Source organism: Rariglobus hedericola (genome assembly GCF_007559335.1).
Taxonomy (GTDB): domain Bacteria; phylum Verrucomicrobiota; class Verrucomicrobiia; order Opitutales; family Opitutaceae; genus Rariglobus; species Rariglobus hedericola.
Genome location: NZ_VMBG01000003.1, coordinates 192,403 through 210,123 on the forward strand (window position 1 = coordinate 192,403; position 17,721 = coordinate 210,123).

General features: G+C 60.8%; 12 protein-coding genes. 5 read left to right on the forward strand and 7 right to left on the reverse strand.

The window, feature by feature from the left end; all coding sequences use genetic code 11:
• The first annotated feature begins 2 nt into the window (after nt 1–2).
• The 3 genes from FPL22_RS16540 (at nt 3) to FPL22_RS16550 (ending at nt 2,880) form a co-directional block, all read left to right on the forward strand.
• Nucleotides 3–1,058 (forward strand): lipid A deacylase LpxR family protein, encoded by a 1,056-nt coding sequence (locus FPL22_RS16540; protein ID WP_162525356.1) that lies wholly within the window; start codon nt 3–5, stop codon nt 1,056–1,058.
• 105 nt (nt 1,059–1,163) lie between these two features.
• A complete protein-coding gene (locus FPL22_RS16545) occupies nt 1,164–1,889 on the forward strand; it encodes a sugar isomerase domain-containing protein (protein WP_144354140.1) in 726 nt (241 codons plus the stop codon).
• Nucleotides 1,890–1,995: 106 nt separating this feature from the next.
• Nucleotides 1,996–2,880, forward strand: a complete 885-nt coding sequence (locus FPL22_RS16550; RefSeq protein WP_144354141.1) for an N-acetylglucosamine kinase — start codon at nt 1,996–1,998, stop codon at nt 2,878–2,880.
• Between the two features lie 22 nt (nt 2,881–2,902).
• Here FPL22_RS16550 and FPL22_RS16555 read toward each other — a convergent pair whose 3' ends face one another.
• The gene (locus FPL22_RS16555; protein ID WP_144354142.1) at nt 2,903–4,051 is read right to left on the reverse strand and encodes an AraC family transcriptional regulator; all 1,149 of its coding nucleotides are present in this window, start codon (nt 4,049–4,051) and stop codon (nt 2,903–2,905) included.
• 61 nt (nt 4,052–4,112) lie between these two features.
• Entirely contained in the window at nt 4,113–6,863 is a 2,751-nt protein-coding gene (locus FPL22_RS16560) for an ATP-binding protein (RefSeq protein WP_144354143.1), read from the reverse strand.
• A gap of 234 nt (nt 6,864–7,097) precedes the next feature.
• Between FPL22_RS16560 and FPL22_RS16565 the strand changes: the two genes are divergently transcribed.
• Nucleotides 7,098–9,602 (forward strand): glycoside hydrolase family 2 protein, encoded by a 2,505-nt coding sequence (locus tag FPL22_RS16565; protein ID WP_144354144.1) that lies wholly within the window; start codon nt 7,098–7,100, stop codon nt 9,600–9,602.
• Between the two features lie 44 nt (nt 9,603–9,646).
• On the opposite strand, the gene FPL22_RS16570 is transcribed toward FPL22_RS16565, so the two are convergent.
• Complete coding sequence (locus FPL22_RS16570; RefSeq protein WP_144354145.1) at nt 9,647–10,120, reverse strand: hypothetical protein; 474 nt, start codon at nt 10,118–10,120, stop codon at nt 9,647–9,649.
• Between the two features lie 5 nt (nt 10,121–10,125).
• On the opposite strand from FPL22_RS16570, the gene FPL22_RS17740 reads away from it, so the two are divergent.
• Nucleotides 10,126–10,293 carry a hypothetical protein gene (locus tag FPL22_RS17740; RefSeq protein WP_162525357.1) on the forward strand — a complete coding sequence of 56 codons (168 nt, stop codon included), beginning with the start codon at nt 10,126–10,128 and terminating at the stop codon, nt 10,291–10,293.
• Between the two features lie 133 nt (nt 10,294–10,426).
• On the opposite strand, the gene FPL22_RS16575 is transcribed toward FPL22_RS17740, so the two are convergent.
• The 4 genes from FPL22_RS16575 to FPL22_RS17745 all read right to left on the reverse strand — a co-directional run bounded on the left by FPL22_RS16575 (nt 10,427) and on the right by FPL22_RS17745 (nt 17,706).
• On the reverse strand, nt 10,427–10,894 hold the full coding sequence (locus tag FPL22_RS16575) for a universal stress protein (RefSeq protein WP_144354146.1): 468 nt from the start codon (nt 10,892–10,894) through the stop codon (nt 10,427–10,429).
• Nucleotides 10,895–11,035: 141 nt separating this feature from the next.
• A complete protein-coding gene (locus FPL22_RS16580; RefSeq protein ID WP_144354147.1) occupies nt 11,036–11,611 on the reverse strand; it encodes a PEP-CTERM sorting domain-containing protein in 576 nt (191 codons plus the stop codon).
• Nucleotides 11,612–11,622: 11 nt separating this feature from the next.
• Nucleotides 11,623–12,684, reverse strand: coding sequence for a hypothetical protein (locus FPL22_RS16585; protein WP_144354148.1), 1,062 nt, complete (start codon nt 12,682–12,684; stop codon nt 11,623–11,625).
• Nucleotides 12,685–12,813: 129 nt separating this feature from the next.
• Nucleotides 12,814–17,706 (reverse strand): beta strand repeat-containing protein, encoded by a 4,893-nt coding sequence (locus tag FPL22_RS17745; RefSeq protein ID WP_203235181.1) that lies wholly within the window; start codon nt 17,704–17,706, stop codon nt 12,814–12,816.
• Nucleotides 17,707–17,721: the final 15 nt, after the last annotated feature.

Below are 17,721 nucleotides of genomic sequence, written 5' to 3' on the forward strand. Positions count from 1 at the left end.
TCATGAAAACCTCCGCCTTCGTCCTGCTCGCCGCACTCTCCGCCTTGGTTGCCCGCGCCGCCGCTCCCGACGAAACGGTCACCGTTCCCGTCACCCACGAGCCGCTCCGATTCGGTTCGTTCACGCTCTATACCGAGAACGACAAATACTTCGCCGGCACCGACGAGCACTACACCAACGGCCTCAAGTTCTCCGTGCTGTCCACGGATCTGCGCAGCTTCACCGACGACTCCGTGCCGAAACCCATTCGCGGCCTTTCGCGTCTTCTCGGCGGACTCATCACCGACGACCTGCCCTACAAGCTCGGCCTCTCCTTCGGTCAAAACATCTACACGCCCGAAGACACCCAGATCGCCACCTACCAGCCAAACGACCGTCCCTACGCAGCGTGGCTCTACCTCGGTGTCGCATTTCAAGTTTATCATCCGCCCGCCGAAGTCGGTGGCCGCGCCCGCCTCGATGTATTTGAAGTCACCGGCGGCATGGTCGGTCCCTCCGCGCTCGGCCCGGAGTTTCAGAATAATTTCCATAATCTCATCGGCGTTGAAACCGCCAACGGCTGGGACAACCAGATCCACGACGAACCCGGCCTGAACCTCGTCTACGAACGCAAATACCGCTGGTCCACCGCCGATGCGCGCAGCGGCTGGGGCGCCGACTTTATTCCCCACGCCGGCCTGAGCCTCGGCAATGTATTCACCTACGCCAACGCCGGCTTTGAAGTGCGCGCGGGCTATGCCCTGCCCGCCGATTTCGGCAGCAATCTCATCCGTCCCTCGGGAGATTCTAACAGCCTCCGCCGTCCGCCGTTCAACATCTTCGTCTTCGCCGCCTCCGACGGACGCGCCGTCGCCCGCGACATCACGCTCGATGGAAACTCCTTCCGCGACAGCGCCTCAGTGGACAAAAAGAACTTCGTCGCCGACCTCTACGCCGGCCTCGGTATCGGCACCACGCGCTGGCAATTCACCTACGCGCAGGCCTACCGCACCATCGAGTTCCGCGGCCAGGACGACCGCTCCGTCTTTGGCTCCATCAGCGTCGCCTTCTTCTATTAAAGCCCCGCGTCCCCAAGCCTTCGACCGCCAACCCAGTTTGTAACTTAATAAGTTACAAACCCGCCTTAGTCATTCTCTCCTAAAATTTAATAACCGACGATTTCCGTGAGTCTCGCCGACACCTACTTCGCCACCGCCACCGCCACCCTCAACCGTGCGCGTGACCAAAACATGCCGGTCATTCGTGCCGTCGCGCCGCAAATCGGAGCGTCCATCGCCGGTGGCGGCGTGCTCCACACGTTCGGCAGCGGGCACTCCGAATTGATCGGTCGCGAGATCATTGGTCGCGCCGGCGGCCTCATGCCCGTCACCGGCCTGATCGACCCGGGCTACGGTTTTTCCGAGAACGTCGTCGGCTACGGCACCCGCCTCGCCGAACGCTACGACAACCACTACCATTTCAAAGCCGGTGAGAGCATCGTCGTCATCTCCAACTCCGGCAAAAACGCGTCGCCCATCGAGGTCGCCCTCTACGCCAAGAAAAAAGGTGTCACCGTGATCGCCCTCACGTCGCTGGAGATGAGCACGACCGCAAAAACCGTCCACCCCGGCGGCAAGAACCTGCACGCCATCGCCGACTACACCTTGGACAACCTCGGCGTCACCGGCGACGCCATCACCGAGGTCACCCCTGGCCGTTTCGCCGGCCCGACGTCCACGCTCATCGGCGCCACCTTGCTCAACTTGCTCACCCTCGAGGTCCTCGACTGGTTAAAAACCCACGGCCACCCGATGCCGCTCGTCACCAGCCAAAACATTCCCGGCGGCATGGAGGCCAACATCGAGCTCTCCAAACAATACCGCACCCGCCTCAGCAAGTTGATCGGATAACGCTTTCTCAACGCAGAGGACTCAGAGATCACAGAGTCCCTTTCTGTTCTCTCTGCGCCCTCCGCGACCTCTGTGTTAAACCCTTCCGTTTCCTCTCTTACCCCACATGAAAATCGGCGTTGATGGCGGAGGCACCAAGACCGACCTCATCTTGATAGACGACCGCGGTGACATAGTCGCGCGTCGCGTGACCACCGGTTGCAACCCCAACAGCAACGGCCCCGAGAACGCGCGCATCACCCTCGAGGAAGCGCTCGGCACGCTCGCCGCGCATCACCCCGTCTCCCATACGTTGCTCTGCATGGCCGGTGCGCCCGCCTTCTGGCGCGAGACCGCCGAGGCACTCAATGCCGGCGGCCTCTTCGGCGAAGTCTCCGCACTCGACGATTCGCGTCCCGTGCTCGAAATCGCCACCGGCGGCCGTCCCGGTCTCGTTCTCCACGGCGGCACCGGTTCGTTCATCGCCGCCCAAGCCCCCGACGGCTCCCTGCATTATGCGGGCGGCACCGGCTGGCGCTTTGGTGATCCCGGCAGCGGCTACGATCTCGGTCGCCGCACCATCAGCAAAGCCCTCCTTGAGCTCCAAGGCTGGCAGCTCTCCACCAGTCTCTCGACGCTGGTGCGCGATCACACCGGCCTCGTTCACTCCGCCGCCATCACGCGTCACTTCTACAAACACCCCGAGCCCAACCGCCAGATTTCCAGCCTCGCCCCCGGCCTCCTGCGCCTCGCCGAGGAAGGCGACCACGCCGCGCATCAGGTCGTCGCCGAATCCGTCACCGCGCTCCTGCAACTCGCCGAGATGGTCACCACCAAACTCTTCGCCGGCTGGCACCTCGACACGTTGCGCGCCGGAGTGAGCGGTCCCATCCTCACGCATCCCGCCGTGCGCCCCATCCTGGCCACCCGCAGCTCCCTCAACCTTCGCCCGTTGGACGAACTCCCGATCGAGGGCGTCCGGCGCCTGCTCATTCGCCTGCCCTCGTCTTAACCGGCGGACGCATCAGTTGCATTCACCGCTTGCTGAACTGCCGCCGGTAAACTCCCGGCGACACTCCCGCGATCTGCCTGAACAGCACGCTAAACCGTTGCGAATTTGGAAACCCGCAACGCTCCGCCACCACCGACATCGCGAGATCCGAATTGGCCAGCAACGCCTGCGCCCGCCCCACCCGCACGCGTTGGATTTCCTCGAGCACCGTGCGCCCCAGCGCCGCGCGGAACCGCGTCTGCAACGCCACGACTGACACACCCGCGGCCTTCGCCACGTCGCCCACATAAGGATTTTTCTCCGCCTGCTCGCGGATGAATCTCACGGCTCTTCCCACCGCTTCGTCCTCCGCATAAATCACATCCGTCGACCTCCGTGGAACGATCTCCGCACCCGGCAAACGCACGCCCTTCGCCGCCCGCGTGGCGCGCGTCATCATACGATCGAGCAACGCCGCCGCTTCGTGCCCGATCTGTCGCGCGGGCAGCCGCACGCTCGACAACGGCACGCTCTCAAACTCCACCAAGAAATCCTCATCGCCCGCACCCAGCACCGCCACGTCCTCCGGCACGCGCCAGCCCAGCTCCTTCGCCGCGCGCATGAGCGACAACGCATACGAATCGAGCACCGCAAACAACCCCAGCGGCCGCGCCTGCTTGGCGAGCCAGGCCTTCATGCACGCATACGTTTCCGGGGCGCGATCAGCACATCCATCGATGCTCAACACCAGCCCCGCTTCCCTCGCCGCCGCACGAAATCCCGTCAACCGCTCATCCGAGTAACCCGAGCCCGGTTGTCCCCAAAAGCCCAGCGCACGGCAGCCGCAGGCGCGCAGGTGTTCCGCAGCCAGCCGACCCACCGCAACATCATCCTGCGACACCATCGGCAACCGCGGACGCGGAATGGAATTCGATACGTTGACGACCGGAATACCCAGCGACGCAAACCTCCGCTCCGTGGCTTCTGTGTGGATCGCCGCCACAATCCCCTGCACGCCGTCACGCTTCACCAGCTTCTTCAAATCACCCGCCAGTTCATGGTCCAGCCAGCGATCGGCAAACACCATGCGCCCCGTTGAAAACCCGTAACGCCGCGCCCCGAGCACCGTGTCGCGGAAATACCCCTGCGTCTCCTCCGCCACCACCTGCACGCGAAACGGAGCTTTTGCCATGATGACTGAAACGACATGCATCGTGTCGTTTCAGTCAATCGCAGAGCCCGCCCGCCGTTGATTACTTTTTACGCACGGCCCGCAAGGCCCGCTCAAGATCCACGACGTTGATCGGCTTCGAAACATAATCGTTCATGCCCCTGCGCAGACACTCCTCGCGGTCTTCGTCGCGTGCGTTGGCCGTCAGCGCCACAATCCACGGCACGCGCTCCGCCGGCAGGCTTTCGCGAATGTGCGCCGTGACTTGATACCCGTTCAACTCGGGCATCTGCACATCGATAAAAATGACATCATAGATCCGGTCCTGCACGGCGCGCAGCGCTTCATGTCCATTCGCGACCATATCGATCCCATAACCGAATCGCTCGAACAACCGGCGCGCGACCAGGCGGTTCACTTGATTATCCTCCGCCACGAGAATGCGCAGCGGCTTTTCTTGCGCCAGTGCAGCCGCCGACGCGACCGGCCGCGGCTCCGTTCTCGCCGGCGCCGAGACTTCCGCCGGTGCCTTCGGGTCGATCAACTCCGCCAGCATCCGCCACAAAGCGGGTGCCCTCAACGGCCGGTCGGACCAGCGCGCCACGCCCGTTTCACGCGCCGGTTCACGCACCACCGTCAACAATGTCGATACGACCACCGCCTGCGTCTTCAACGCCTGCGCGACCGCCAACGCGTTCACTTCGCTGCACAATGCCTGCGCAACGTCACCCGACTCCAGCGCGGCATCGATGAGCACGAGATTCCAGTCACCCAACCGCGATCCCGCCTCCGCCGTCGCATCGGTTTTTAACCGCTCCCGAGCCTGGGCGATCGTCGCAACCACCACACATTGCACACCCGCGCGACGCAGGGGTTCGATGATCTGCTCATCAATGCCGGCGCCTGCACTGACCACGAGCGCCTGCGCGCCCCGCAAGCTCCCCGGTGCTTCTACATCCGCGTCGCTATATTCCAACGGCTCGATGAGCGCAGGCAGAGTGAAAAAGAACGTCGCGCCTTCGCCCGGTGTGCTCTCGACCGAGATCACGCCGCCCATCAACTCGACCAGCCGGCGTGAGATCGCCAGCCCCAGCCCCGTGCCGCCGTATTTGCGCGCCGTGGAAACATCCGCCTGGCTGAAATCGCGGAATAAACGGTTCATACGATCCGGGCGGATGCCGATGCCGGTATCACGCACCAAGAACCGCAACGTCGTGCGCTCGCCGGATTTTTTCGATGCGCCTTCCGCGAACTCCACGCGCACTTCGATCTCTCCGCGCTCGGTGAACTTGATCGCGTTGCCAATCAGATTGCAGAGCACCTGCCGCACCCGCAGACGGTCGCCGTGAATGATTCCGGGCGCGTCCCAGGGCAACGTATACAACAGCTGCAGTCGCTTCTCCGTCGCGAGCCCCGCGAACAGATCGAGGCAGTCCTCCACGCAGGCCCGCAGGTCGAAGGGTTCGCTTTCGATCTCCATGCCGCCGGCTTCGATCTTCGAATAATCCAGGATGTCGTTGATCACCACCACGAGTGCTTCGCCGGAGTTGCGGATCGTCTCGGCCATCTCGCGTTGATGCGATTCCAAGGGAGATTCCAGCAACAGGTTGGTCATGCCGATCACGCCGTTCATAGGCGTGCGAATTTCATGGCTGACCGTCGCGAGAAACGCGCTCTTCGCCTGCACCGCCGCCTCGGCTTCTTCACGTGCCGCGATCAGGCTGGTCTGAAATGCCTTCCGCTCGGTGATGTCTTCCAACAGCCACACTTCGCCCGGCTTGTAGGCGTGCGAGGCGACTTCGTAGCAACGCATCTCTCCACCGGCCGTGCGCAGGTTAAGTTCGCGCGAACGCAAAAAACCGCCCTCGCGATCCGCCTCATAGTTCGCCCGCGCTTCCGTCGCGCGCTCACCAAACAACCGCGTAAACCAGGCATCGAGCGAGGCGAGTTCGTCACGACGGTAGCCGAGTGATTTGAGCAGCGGCTCGTTGATCCAAAACACATCGCCTTGAAGATGCACCGCCGGCTTGGGCAAGGTTTCCACCATGATCTGCCAGCGCTCGCGATTACGACGCTCTTCCTCGATCGCGTGACGACGCGCCGCCTCGGCCCGCTCGCGCCGCACCAGCGCCATGCCCGTGCCCACGCCCGAAAGAAAGCCACTCACCAAGCATAAAAACATCTGCAGATACCACGCGCGCCGGATACCCGAAAGTCGCGCCGCATAAGTCTCCGCCTGCCAGTCCACACCCACCGCCCCCACTTGTTTCCCCGCCGAATCGTAGAACGGCGCATAACCACTCACAAACGTGCCCCACTGGTCGCTATACGGTTCGCGATCCGCCTGCGGCTGTCCCGTGCGCAACGTCAGGAGCAGCTCTTTGCTCGCCCCCGGATAGGGCTGCATGATGTGGGACTTCTCCTCGACGCCATCAGGACGCAACTGCCCCGGCGGCGTCGGATCGAGCACGAAGAAAATGTCTCCGTTCTCCTTCATGATGCAGGTGTAGATGTAGCGGTAATCCGTGCGTAGCGGCCGGCCGTCCTGCTTCCAATACAACGCATCCGCCAGCGGCTTCAGCGCGGCCGCATAGGCCGGCGTCGACTCCTGCGCCGTCTCGGTGAACGTGCGATGGGCGTCGCCGTCGATCTGCGCCGCGATCGCCATGGCGGTGCGCATGAGCTTGTCCTGCACCTCCGCCTGCAACGCGTGCATCGCACGAAAATGCAGCACGGCTGACACCACGATCGTGGCGACGAGCACAACAACGCCGACAAACATGCCTTTCCAATGAGGTGACAAGGGCACGGGCGAATCAGGACGGGAATTCATGCGAAGGGGTGAAAACCAAACACAAACCGGAGGGTGCAGACTGCACGTTTCAACACACCGCGTTTCCCTCCCGCAAGCCTCCCCTGATCAGGAACGGGGCATTCCTTTGATTAATTGTAAAACGACACAAAATTTGTCGTTTTACGCAACGCCGCCAACCGGATCTTCCGCTACACTCCGTCCGTCCCCTCATTAAGTCCGTCCTCCGTATTCCATCCTCCGCCTCCCATCCCCATGCCTACCCTCAACCTCGCCAAATCCCGCTGGCAGTTCCGCGACACCACCGCCAAGACCTGGCTTCCCGCCACCGTTCCCGGCTGCGTCCACACCGACCTCCGTCGCGCCAAACAGATTGCCGATCCGTTTTACGGCACGAACGAGCTCGGCCTCCAATGGATCGAAGAGCGTGACTGGGAATACCGCGCCACTTTCAGCATTTCTGAAAAACTTCTCGCCGAGGACGAAATCGAACTCGTTGCCGACGGCCTCGACACCGTCGCGACCGTTTATCTCAACGGCAAAAAAATCGCCGCTACCGACAACATGTTCATCGGGCACCGCTGGTCGGTGAAGCCCCGTCTGCACGCCGGCATCAACGAGCTGCGCTTCGTCTTTAGCAGTGCGATGAAATACATCCGCGAGACCCGCTCCGACTTCACGCCGCCGTGGGAGTTCAATGATCCCGTCGGCAACTGCGTGCGCATCCGTAAACAACAATGCCAGTTCGGCTGGGACTGGGGTCCTCGTTTCGTCACTGCCGGCATCTGGCGCGGCATCCGTCTCGAAGCCCGCAGCGTCAACCGCCTCGCCCACGTGCGTGTCGCCCAAGTCCACACGCACAACGGCAGCCGCGTTTCCCTCACCCTCTCACCGGAACTCGCCCGCGCCGACGAAGCCGTCACCTATTCGGTCGCCTTCTCGCTCAACGGCCAGACCGTCGCCCACACCACCGGCGCCTATGCCGACGAACTCGGCTTCGAAGTTCCCGATCCGCAACTCTGGTGGCCCGCCGGCCAGGGCGCACAACCGCTCTACGACCTCACCGTCATCGCCCGCGACTCCGCCGGCAACGAGCTCGGCACGATCACCCAGCGTCTCGGCTTGCGCACAATCGTCCTCGACCGCCACGCCGATCAGTGGGGCGAATCCTTCCAGTTTCTCATCAACGGGCGCGCCGTCTTCATCAAGGGCGCCAACTGGATTCCGGTGAACAGCTTCGTCGCCGATCTCACGCGTGCCGACTACACCCGCGATCTGCGCGCCGCCGTCCTCGCCAACATGAACTGCATGCGCCTCTGGGGTGGCGGCATCTACGAGAGCGAAGATTTCTACGATCTCTGTGATGAACTCGGTCTGCTCGTGTGGCACGACTTTATGTTCGCCTGCACGCTCTACCCGGGCGATCCCGCGTTCCTCGCCAGCGTTCGTGCCGAGGCCGATTATCAGGTCAAACGCATCCGCCACCACGCGTGTCTCGCGCTGTGGTGCGGCAACAACGAGCTCTTCCAGCTCAACGAAAAGGCCCTCCGTGAAAACCCCGCGTTTCGCAAAGCCTACGACGACGTTTTCCACGGCGTTCTTCCCGCCGCGCTCGCCGATCACGATGACGCCACGCCTTACTGGCCGACCTCCCAGTGGCGCGGCGACTGGCAATACGATAACAGCCACGAGACGGGCGAAAAACGCGGTGATACCCATTACTGGGACGTCTGGCACGCCCGCAAACCCGTCAAGGAATACGAGAAGTGGTCGCTCCGCTTCTGCTCCGAATTCGGCATGCAGAGCTACTCCTCACCCGAGACGCAGGCCACCTTCGCACCCGCCGGCGCCAACGTCTTCGACGCCGTCATGGAGAACCACCAGAAGAACCGCGGCGGCAACCAGGTCATCCTCGATTACGTTTCACGCCGCTACCGCTTCCCGAAATCCCAGGACGATCTGATCTATCTCTCGCAGCTCAATCAGGCCTACTGCATGAGCACCGGCGTCGAGCATTACCGCCGCCTGATGCCGCGCTGCATGGGCGCGATCTACTGGCAGCTCAACGACTGCTGGCCCGTCGCCTCGTGGTCCTCGATCGAATACACCGGCAAGTGGAAGGCTCTCCACCACATCGCCCGTCGCTTCAACGCACCCGCACTCGTGTCCGCGCATGTCCCTGGTGACGAGGGCGTCATCGTCGGCAACTACCGCACCACCACCGTGCGTGAGGTTCATCTCTACACCGTTTACGACGCGCCCACGCCCGCCAAGGGTCTCCTGCGCTGGGATCTCTTCACGCTCGACGGCGACATCGTTCTCACTGGAAAAAAGAAGGTCTCCCTCCGCCACGGTGCGAGCATTTCCCAAAAGACGCTCGACCTGGCCAAGCCCATGGCCACCCACGGTCGCGAACAGCTCTACGTGCGCATGGCTCTCGACATCGATGGCGCCACTGTGAGCGAAGAGACCGTCTTCTTGGCGCCGCCGCGTTTCGTCGACCTCCCGCGCCCCAAGAAAACCGCCGCCACCATCAAGCTGCTCACACCCACCAAGGCCTTGATCAGCTTCACCTCGCCGGTCTTCCAACATCGTTTCGCGTTCGATCTGCCGGGCCTCACGCACACCTCAAGCGACAACTACTTCGAGCTCTACCCGCGCGAGAAAAAGGAAGTCGTCATCGAGTTCACCCAGCCGGTCACCAAGGCCGCTCTCACCAAAAAGCTCCGCTTCCACTCCCTCGTCGATACCTACGCCTGAGGGTGGTTACGACAAATGGGGCCGATGATGCCGCGTTGTGAAACTCACGACGCGGCGCCATCGCGCTTGCGGATGTTTTCGTAGATCACCGCGTCGATATGATCGGCGGTGATCGTATGGACGCCGCCGAGTTTCTTCAGTCCAGCCTCCGCCTCGCCCGAGGCCGCTCGCGCCATGTGCAGAATTTCCGGCGAGAACTTCTCGCACTGCTCAGCCTCCATCGTGACGAGCTGCATCTGGTTCAGATAATTGAGGAGGATGTGATACGATCCCTCGACCGTCTTTTGAAAGACTGCCTGCTTCTCTCGCTCCGTGCGGATGTGCTCTTTGAAAGCCGCCCGTGAAATCACGAAGACGAGCAGCGACGAGAGAGCGACGAACAACCAACCCTTCATCGTTTGCAGCAGGGTGAATCCGTGAAGATTATTCGCCAGCAACGCGACGAGTTGGTCCGATAAAAAAATCCACAGTATGCCGAAAACGGCATACACGAGTGTCACGCGCAGGTAAGGTTTCATGGGGTATGAAAGAAGAAAGCTTCCCGCAGCAAAGCTACTCCCGCGCCAACGACAACCTCGCAACCTCCGCGACTTGGTTCGGTGCGCAGGAGCGGCTTTACGCCACGATCCAGATAGTTCGTGCGAGATTGAGTCGCGGACGTGTGCGCGCCGCGCGCGTCATCGCGGCGTAAAACCGTTCCTATATTTTGACGCCAACCCAATCAGTCAGCACGACGCCGTCTGATTCGCCGCAATCGACAAGGTGCCTCCACGGCTCCAATTCGCTAACGAGAGATAAATCCCCTGTGCGATCAGAGGTGCCCCTTACCGCTTTTTCACGCTCTTCTTCTTTTTTGCCCGCACCACCGGCACCACGACGACCGGGCAGGTTGCTTTTTTCAAAACCGCATTGGTCGTGCTACCCACCAGCAAATCGTAAAACGCCGTATGCCCATGCGAACCGAGGACGATGTAAGCCGCGCGCAATTTTTTAGCCTCATCCAAGATATTACCCGCCGCAAACCCGCTCGCCATTCGCGAAGAAACTGGGACGCCCTTGGCCGAAACCAATTTCTCCAGATGGGCGATCTGCTTGGTCGCCGCATTTTGGCTGATCTCAATGGTTTCCCGCATGACATCCGCCGTCAGTCCGTAATCGGTGGTCACCACCGGATATTGAACGGAATGAAGCAAAACCACTTGTCCATCGGTGGCTCGGGCCAGTTCAACGGCCGCCGCCAACACGCCATGAGTCGCCGCCGAAAAATCAACCGGGGTAAGGATCGTTTTCATGGCCGGAATCATACTTATAAGTCCGTATACGCCAACCCCCGAAATCCTAACTAAACAGGCTAAACACGTGGGGCATTACCCCATAAAAAACCCGCCTCAACAAAGAGGCGGGTAATAAAACCAAAAGAACCGAGGAAATCCTCAGGCCTTGCGACGGCGGCGCACGGCACAAAAACCAAGAGCCGCGACACCAGCGATAGCCGCATAGGTCGACGGCTCGGGAACGGCGGAGATGGATAAACTATCAAAGCTCATCCGGAATGCAGTGGAGGCACCATCTCCAGTGATCGTAAAAAACGCCGTGTCTGAGAGATTACCAGGACCTGCACTTACAAGAGCAGCAGTTCCTGTCACGAATTGACCAACAGTCCACGAATTAGTCAGGATAATTGCCTCAACCGAGTAATTGCCTTCTGAATCCGCAAAACGCACCAAAAACGAATTAGATAAATTATTAGCATCTACTCGGGCAGTATAATTCAAAACCAGACCCGTATTTATAGATATAACCCCAGCAGATATATCAGCAAATTCAAAGTTTCCGTCAGCCAACGAAGGAGAGCCAACCGAAGCAATGCCAGCATTAAAGGTTACATTAGGAACCCAAACACCTCCATAGTTAACGCCGCCAAGACTATCGAAATTACTTATAACCTGCGCATGCGAAGCCAGTGAGCCTGCAATCATTAAAATGATACCGCCAAGGATTTTTTTCATATTATTAAATGTTATAAACTGTAAGGAACAGGCATGGAAGCGAGCACTGCACTACCCGTAGCACCAGAACCACGCTCAATCACAATAGGAGTGCCAGCAGGAATAACCAAAGTGTTTCTATTAAAACCAGATGAGCCTTCACGCCACTGCGTTCCGTTAAAATTCAATAACCTCCAAGAAGAGCCATCATGAAATTTAACCTTATCCGCAGCATCCAGATTTCCGTTATTAATAACAAAACCCGGAATAGAATTTAGGTTAAGCGTCGATAACTGACGATCTACTGGGTAGATACCGCCAAAAAAGGATGCACCTGTGGCCGATACAACAAACTTATCGGCATCCACAACAACTTTACCTAAAATCATGAGCGCTAGATCAGTCTGACCTCGACGTGTATAAACAACTCCTGAATTAGGCCTGATAACAATGTTATTTCGGTTAAAAGAAGAGCTTCCTTCGCGCCACTGCTGAACACCTTGAGTGGAATTATAATAAAAAATTCGCCAAGCAGACCCATCATGAATTTTTACATTATCAGCTGAATCAACATTAGGACCGCCTATCTGATTCTCAAAACCCGCAAACAAGGTAGAAAGCGTATCAACCGGAATAATCTCATAAGAATCACCAGCTGAGACTCCTACTGCTACCGGATCTTTTCCACTTAAACTCAGAATAGTAGCAGACGATGCGGTATTCGCAGCTGAAGTAGAAACTTGCCACATTGCTCCAGACGCCGCCCCACTTGTGACCTTGATATAATACGGTGTCGCAGCTTGTGACAAACTTCCCACAGACCAATTAGCGGTAGAGTCAGAAATTGATGTAGTTGATACCGTAGTAATAACCCCAGCAGCCTTACCCGAAAAAGAGTCCCCAATCGGAATTCTCAAAATAGGGGAAAATGTCGTAATTTTAGTGCCCGAAACAGGTGCGCGCAGAAGGGTGACCGTCATTGCGCCCACCGGAGCCGTGGTCACGGTCTGGGCGGATGCTTCAAGGCTGAGACCGAAGGCCAGTAACGCAGTCAGGGCCGAAAGGCGGGTGCGAAGCATCGGGTGAGAGATCATAAAAAAGCTGGTAGTTGCTAACCGGCGCCCCTGCCCAGGTAAAGTGAATTAACCGCAACAGATCGGCGTTCGTTGGCAATTTCGTCGGAGTTCGGGCGTTCAAGCGTGTTCTCCTCCGACCTACCGAGCTTATTGCAGCTGCGTGATGGTGGGATTAGGCGTGATCGTGACGTTCGGGCCGCGGGTCACGGTGTAGCCGGTGATCGTCACCGCCGTGCGGTTGGTCAGGCGGGCGTTGCCGGAGAGTGTGACGGAACCGGTGTCGTCGCGATCCACATCGGCTTCAAGCGCGAGGAGCGTGCCGTTGGTCAGCAGCTCGCCACCGCTCATCACAATGTTGCCGTAAGCAAAGATGCGGGCGTTGCGGGTCACGGTGAACAGGCTGCCATCCAGCGTCACGTTCGTCACGGAGTAGAAGGCCACGTCGCGACTCACCGTGACCTGGGCGGACTGGATGGAAATCTCATAGGGCGTGCCCGAACCATAGGAGACTTCACCGATGAACAGGCTGCCACCGGCGCTGAGGCGGGACTGGCTGTTCACCACGAAGAAGCGGCCACGGGTGTCTTGGTTGAAGTTGGAGCGGATGAAGATGTCGCCCGTGAGCGTGACCACGCGGCCGAAGCCGGTGGCGGAACCGATGATGACTTCATCGCCGGAGATCGTGGCGGTCGTATTGGCCTGGACGATGACGTTGAAGTTGGCGGCGAGGATGACGTCGCCGCTGCCGTCGTGATCGGTGTCGGCCGAGAGCGTGGTGGAGGCGTTGCGACTGGTGATCAAACCGCTCTCAAAGATGATGCTTTCCGCAGAGCTGATGCTGACGGCACCGTAACCGACGAGGCTGATCTTTTCACCGGTGATCGTGCCGGCGGAGGTGATGGTGATATTGCCGAGCACGAGGACCACGCCGCTAAGGGAGATCAACGTGTCGGTGGTCGGAGCGGTGGTGCCCGTGGACAGCGTGAGATTGCCGCCGGCCTTCAACTGATTCTGGGCGTTGGCGAGGATGAGGGCACCGGTGCCATCGCCGTTCACGTCCGCCGTCATGGTGATGTTACCGCTCACGGCATAGATGTCGGCGCGAGTCGAGGCGGTGCCGAGGATGACGGAATCGCCCTTGAAGACGAGGTTACCCTGGTTGGCGCGAATGACGTTGATGGCCGTCTGGGAGATGAGCAGGTCGCCCGCACCGGAGAGGTCGGCATCGGCGGTGAGGACGATGTTACCGGTGGCGGTGGTGAGGTTGGCGGAGACCAGAACGTCGGCGCCGGCGAGCGCGGTGATGTTACCGGCCGGACGCGTGGTGGAGACGTTACCAAGGATGGAGACAGTGCCATTGCCGGCGGGAGCACGGAAGGTGACCGCACTGCGGTAAACACCAGTGAAGACGCTGATCGCGTGTTCGCCATCGAGACGACCGATGACGAGTTCGGTGAAGCCCGTGGCCACCACGGCGAGCTCGGCAAGCGTGAGGTCAAATTGCGAAGCGGTGCCGGCGGCGCCCACCACGATGTCACGGCCCACGGAGGACGGCTGGAGCACGAGGCGGCCGGTGCCCTGGATCGAACCCGCGGCGCCATTCAAGGTAACGACATCGGCCGTCAGGGTGACGGTGCCGCTGCCGGCGGTGATGACGGCACCGGCTTCCATGGTCAGCACACCGGCGTCGCCGCTACCGGCGATCAGGTCGAGAGAGTTGTTGCCCGTGACCGTGACGGTGCTGCCAGCGACGATGTTCAGCGAACCGCCGACGCCCGGGGTGCGAATCACGGTCGGGCTGCGGAAGGTCGCAGTGCCCACATCGACGTGACCGGTGCCATCGGCGCGGCCGAAGGTGACCGAACCGAAGCCGGGTGCCAAGGCGTTGAGGATGTTCGTGCCGATCACATAACCGTAGATCGAAGAGCCTAGGGCGCCGATGCCCATGGTGAGCGTGCCATCGATCGGCTCGGCCAGGAAGGTGCCGCCATTGGTCGTGGAGATCGAGTTGGGTCCGCCGGTGACGGTCAGGGTCGCACTGTGGAAGGCGGTGTCGCCGGCAACCGTGAGCGTGGAGTTGATGGCGATGTCACCCAGGCTGGTGATATCGAGACCGGCGAGCGGGATGGTGGCGCCGACCGGAGCGTTGAACTCGACGTCGCCGGCACCGGTGTTGATCACGAGGCTGAAGTTGCCGTCGAGCGTGTCGTCAAAGGTGAGATTACCGCCGGAGGTGGTGATGGTGACATCGGCGCCCAAGCGCACATCACCGGTGAAGGTGAGGTTCTCGCCGTTGGTAGTGACGTCCTGATCAAGAACGATGGTGTCGCTGGTGCTGACGCGGATGTCACCGCCGCCTGCAGTGACGTCACCCAAGGACACGCCACCGGCACCAGTAACGGTCACAAAGATGTCGCCGTCGCCACCAGCGTGGAGCTCGGTGATGATGAGGTTGCCGGTGCCGAGGGTGATGGAAATATCACCGTCATTGGTGCTGCCGTCCACGATGGTGAGCGGGCCGCCGGTCTGCTCGTAGTTGATGGTGCCCGTGCCCAAACCGGTGCCACCGGTGCTGATGTCCAGGATGGTGGAGGTGCCGGCGAAGAGGTTGCGGACGTCGATATCACCGGTGGTGGTGATCAAGGTCAGGGTGCTGGCGCGGACGACTAGCTGCGTGCCTGCGCCGATACCGGTGCCGGCGTTGAGCACCAGCGTGGCGGCGTTCAACTGCTCGGCTTCCACGCCGCCGGTGATCGGCTCGATGCTGCCGGTGACATTGGCGGTGATGGTGTTTGCCGTGGCAGTGACGGAGCGGACGGTCAGGTTGCCACCCACAGTAAGGAGGATATTGCTGTTACCACCGGCGACGGCTTTCTGGATGGCGAGGTCGCCCACGGTATCGAGGGAGATGAAACCGTCGGTCGTGGTGGCGTTGACGACGTTGAGCGCGTCCACTTCGTCGATCACGATGGTGCCGGTGCCGCTGATGATGACGTCGAGGGAGGCGAGCTGGGTGTCGATGTCTTCGTCACCGGTGGTGGTGCCGAAATTGCCAACGGCGCGGATAGTCGCGAGGCCACCGCTGAGGTTGGGCGTTTCCGCGGTGAGGACGTCGATGATGGAGGCGTCGGTGGTGAGGTTGATCGCGGAGGTGCCGGCGTTGATGCGGCTGAGGCTGATGATGCCGGTGACGTCAACGGTGGTGCTGCCGGTCGAGACGATCTCGGTGCCGTCGGTCATGGTGAAGGCTCCGTTGACAGAGGTGATCGAAACGGTGCCGCCGGCGCGGATGTCGGCCGTGGTGTTGAGCGTGATCGTGTCGTCGAAGTTGAGAACGACGTTGGTTGCGGTGGAGACGATGTCGGCGTTGACGGTCAGGGTGCTGTCGGTGTCGAGGGCGGTCAGCGTGACGGTGCCGGCGGTGGTGATCGCGATGTTATCGGCATCAAGTCCGTCGTTGAGGATGAAGTTGCCCGTGGTGAGCGTGAGGTTGATCGCGCCGGTGCCGGTGAGGTCGGACTGGTTGACGTCGGTCGCTTCGGCGACCGCGGTGAAGTTGGCGAGGACACGCGAGACCACGACGGCGACGGTGTCGATCGTGAGGCTGTCGTCGTTGGTGAGGTGCAGACCGCCGGTGCCGAAGATGGCGGTGAGGGTGTCGATACCGGTTTCGAGGACGTTGGAGGAGGAGCCGATGGCGTTGCCAGCAACGAGGCGGAGCGCGGAGGCGGTGACGTTCTGGTAGAAGTCGCCACCATCGAGAATCGAACCGGTGGTCGCGGTGATCGAGACCAAGGCGGTGCCGGCCTGCACGCCGCCGAGGGTGATGTCACCGGTAGTGCCAAGGATGCGGACGTTGCCGTTGTTGGTAAGGATGCGGGCGTTGGCTGCGAAGAGGATCGCTGCGCCGGACTCGATGTTCACCGTGGTGGCGGCCGCACTGGTGATGACGTCGGCCAGTGCATTGAAGGTCATGGTGCCGGTGGCGAGCACCGTGATGTGACCGGTGGAGGAAACGAGGTCGGCGTTGGCCGTGATGTTGCCACCGATGTTGAGACGGATGTTACCGGTGACGGAGAGCGCTATGTTATCGGCATCGAAGCCATCGTTCAGCGTGAGCGCACCGGAGAGGATCTGGAGGGCGAGCGAACCGGTGGTGACGAGATCAGCCTGGTTGCCGGTGACCACGTCAACCGTGGTGCCGTCGGAAAGGACGGATTGCACGGTCACGGCGACCGTGTCGATCGTGAGGCCGTCGTCTTCGATGAGGCTGATGCCATTCGCGCCGGTGGAGGCGGTCAGGGTGGCGATGGCGGTCTGGAGGGCGTCGGAGGACGAGCCGATGCCGATGGCCGAAACGAGGCGGACGGCGCGGCCCGAGATGTTCTTATAGGTGTGGCCTGCAGCGAGAATCGAACCAGCGGTGGCCGTCAGCGTGATGTCGCCGGAGGTAGAGTTGACTCCGCCGAGGGTGATGTTGTTGGCGGCAAGGAAGCGGATGTTGCCAGTGGTGGTGAGGGCGCGGGCGTTGGCGTCGAAGGCGATGTTGCGGCCGGACTCGAGGTTGATCGTGCCGGTGGTCGTGGTGACATCGGCACCAGAGGCGAAGGTCAGGTCGCGAGGAGCGATCACCGTGACATGGCCGCTGCCGGAGTTGATATCGGCATTTACAAGGATGTCGCTGCCGACCGCCAAGGTCGTCAGGAGGATGTTACCGGTGCCGTTGGCGGAAACCGCAGTGCCGTTCACTAGGCCATCGTTCAAGGTCAGGTTGCCCAGCGTGACGACGAGGACGATGCTGCCGTTGGTGCTGGTGGTGAGATCCGACTGGTTGAGATCAACCACATCCGAGGTGGTGGCCGTGCTGCTGAACTCGGTAACGGTGACCGTCACGGTGTCGACGGTCGCGCCGTTGTCCTCGGTGATGAAGATCGATCCGGTCGACGCCAGCGCAGTGAGGACATCGATGTTCGTCGTCAGGTGGCGGATGTTCGTGCCGATCGCGCCGTTGGCCTGCAGGCGCAGGTTCGTCGCGGTCACGTTCTTGGTGGAACC

What these genes read in the sequence shown, in the direction of transcription:
- FPL22_RS16540 (WP_162525356.1), top strand. Translation starts at nt 3, where the DNA reads ATGAAAACCTCCGCCTTCGTCCTGCTCGCCGCACTCTCCGCCTTGGTT.
- FPL22_RS16550 (WP_144354141.1), top strand. Translation starts at nt 1,996, where the DNA reads ATGAAAATCGGCGTTGATGGCGGAGGCACCAAGACCGACCTCATCTTG.
- FPL22_RS16555 (WP_144354142.1), bottom strand. Translation starts at nt 4,051, where the DNA reads ATGGCAAAAGCTCCGTTTCGCGTGCAGGTGGTGGCGGAGGAGACGCAG.
- FPL22_RS16560 (WP_144354143.1), bottom strand. Translation starts at nt 6,863, where the DNA reads ATGAATTCCCGTCCTGATTCGCCCGTGCCCTTGTCACCTCATTGGAAA.
- FPL22_RS16565 (WP_144354144.1), top strand. Translation starts at nt 7,098, where the DNA reads ATGCCTACCCTCAACCTCGCCAAATCCCGCTGGCAGTTCCGCGACACC.
- FPL22_RS16570 (WP_144354145.1), bottom strand. Translation starts at nt 10,120, where the DNA reads ATGAAACCTTACCTGCGCGTGACACTCGTGTATGCCGTTTTCGGCATA.
- FPL22_RS17740 (WP_162525357.1), top strand. Translation starts at nt 10,126, where the DNA reads ATGAAAGAAGAAAGCTTCCCGCAGCAAAGCTACTCCCGCGCCAACGAC.
- FPL22_RS16575 (WP_144354146.1), bottom strand. Translation starts at nt 10,894, where the DNA reads ATGAAAACGATCCTTACCCCGGTTGATTTTTCGGCGGCGACTCATGGC.
- FPL22_RS16580 (WP_144354147.1), bottom strand. Translation starts at nt 11,611, where the DNA reads ATGAAAAAAATCCTTGGCGGTATCATTTTAATGATTGCAGGCTCACTG.
- FPL22_RS16585 (WP_144354148.1), bottom strand. Translation starts at nt 12,684, where the DNA reads ATGATCTCTCACCCGATGCTTCGCACCCGCCTTTCGGCCCTGACTGCG.